This is a genomic window from Vibrio crassostreae, from assembly GCF_041439375.1.
GTDB classification, from domain to species: Bacteria; Pseudomonadota; Gammaproteobacteria; order Enterobacterales; family Vibrionaceae; genus Vibrio; species Vibrio crassostreae_D.
The window spans coordinates 1-1,637 of the sequence record NZ_JBGONY010000133.1; the positions used below are offsets into that span (position 1 = coordinate 1).

The 1,637-nt window shown below is 46.5% G+C and carries 1 protein-coding gene; it reads left to right on the forward strand.

What is annotated here, in order from left to right:
• Nucleotides 1-63: 63 nt before the first annotated feature.
• Nucleotides 64-1,598, forward strand: a protein-coding gene (locus ACED45_RS23990; protein WP_371715208.1) for an IS3 family transposase whose coding sequence is annotated in 2 segments (ribosomal slippage) — nucleotides 64-517 and nucleotides 517-1,598 — 1,536 coding nt in all. Because the reading frame shifts where the segments join, the coding sequence is not laid out codon by codon here.
• The last annotated feature ends 39 nt before the right edge of the window (nucleotides 1,599-1,637 follow it).

Genomic DNA, 1,637 nt, shown 5'->3' on the forward strand with positions numbered 1-1,637 from the left:
CCCCCTCTGGCAGGATAGTTGTCACTGTTAAAATTTAACCAGTTTGGGCGATAAAGAGTAATTGTGTCTCGTATCTCAGTAGAAAGAAAAGAAGCTATATTGAAGAAGCTGTTGCCTCCCTATTCGATGTCAGTTAAAGAAGTGTCGGAAGAGGAAGGAATTAGCACTGCGACCCTGTATCATTGGCGCCAGCAACTCAGACGTTCAGGAGCCGCCGTGCCAAATAGCAACACTTCATCAGAGCAGTGGTCTGCTCAAACTAAACTCGCCATTGTTGCCGAGACTTACTCGATGACCGAAAGTGAACTCAGCCAATATTGTCGTGAAAAAGGTCTTTTCCCTGAACAAATCCAAAGTTGGCGCAGCGAATGTATGCAAGGGTTTAAGTCGAGTAAAGAGCAGGAAGCTGAAGCAAAGAAGCAGGCTAAAGCTGACAAACTTGAAATCAAAGAGTTGAAGAAAGATTTACGACTCAAAGAAAAAGCACTCGCTGAAACGGCCGCCCTCTTGGTACTAAGAAAAAAGCTGAGAGCCTTTTACGGGGAAGAGCCAGAGGACGACTAACCTCAACCGATGAAAGGCAGACCATAGTGACTCTTATCCTTGAAGCGAAGCAATGCGGATGCCGTTTAGAGCCAGCTTGCCATGAAGTTCAAATCGACTTGAGAACGTATCGTCGCTGGTATCAGCAAGGTGAAGTTCAAGCTGACAAAAGGCCGATATGCATCAGGCCAGAGCCTGCTAACAAGCTCTCTCAGCAAGAGCGTGATGCGATTATCGAGGTGTGTAACCGCTCTGAGTTCGCAAGCTTACCTCCGACTCAAATCGTCCCGACACTGCTTGACCGAGGTGAGTATATCGCCTCTGAATCGAGTTACTATCGGGTGCTGAGTGCACAGGGACAACTCCACAGACGAGGTCGTCAAAGAAGTAGGCAGAAGCAAGCGAAGCCATCAAGTTACACAGCGACAGATTCGAACCAAGTCTATACATGGGATATCACTTACTTACCTTCAAAAGTTCGAGGCCAACACTATTACCTGTATGTCATCGAGGACATTTACAGTCGAAAAATCGTTGGTTATGAAGTGTATGAGCGTGAATGCGGTGAGCTGGCGTCACAACTTCTGCAACGAACGTTGATGCGAGAGCAATGCTTCAATCAAGCGCTGGTTCTTCACTCAGATAATGGTGCACCGATGAAGTCGCTGACGTTTAAAGCAAAAATGGAAGAGTTAGGTATTACCTCATCGTATAGCCGCCCAAGAGTCAGCGATGATAACCCGTATGTCGAATCATTGTTCCGCACGGTAAAGTACATGCCAAGCTGGCCAACAAAGGGCTTTGAAAGTATCAACAGTAGTCGAAGTTGGGTTGAAGCCTTCGTACGCTGGTACAACACCGAGCATAAGCACAGTAAGCTAAATTACGTCACGCCTTCAGAGCGTCACAATGGAAAAGATAAAGAAATCTTGAAGCGCCGAGCAAAGGTATTACTCGCAGCAAAAGAGCTAAACCCTGAACGCTGGCCAGGTGATATCAGAAACTGTGAACCTGTTGGTGACATTCACCTAAATCCAGAAAGAGAAGCTGCTTAGTAAACAAGCGAATGATGACAACTACCTTGAAAAACGCCG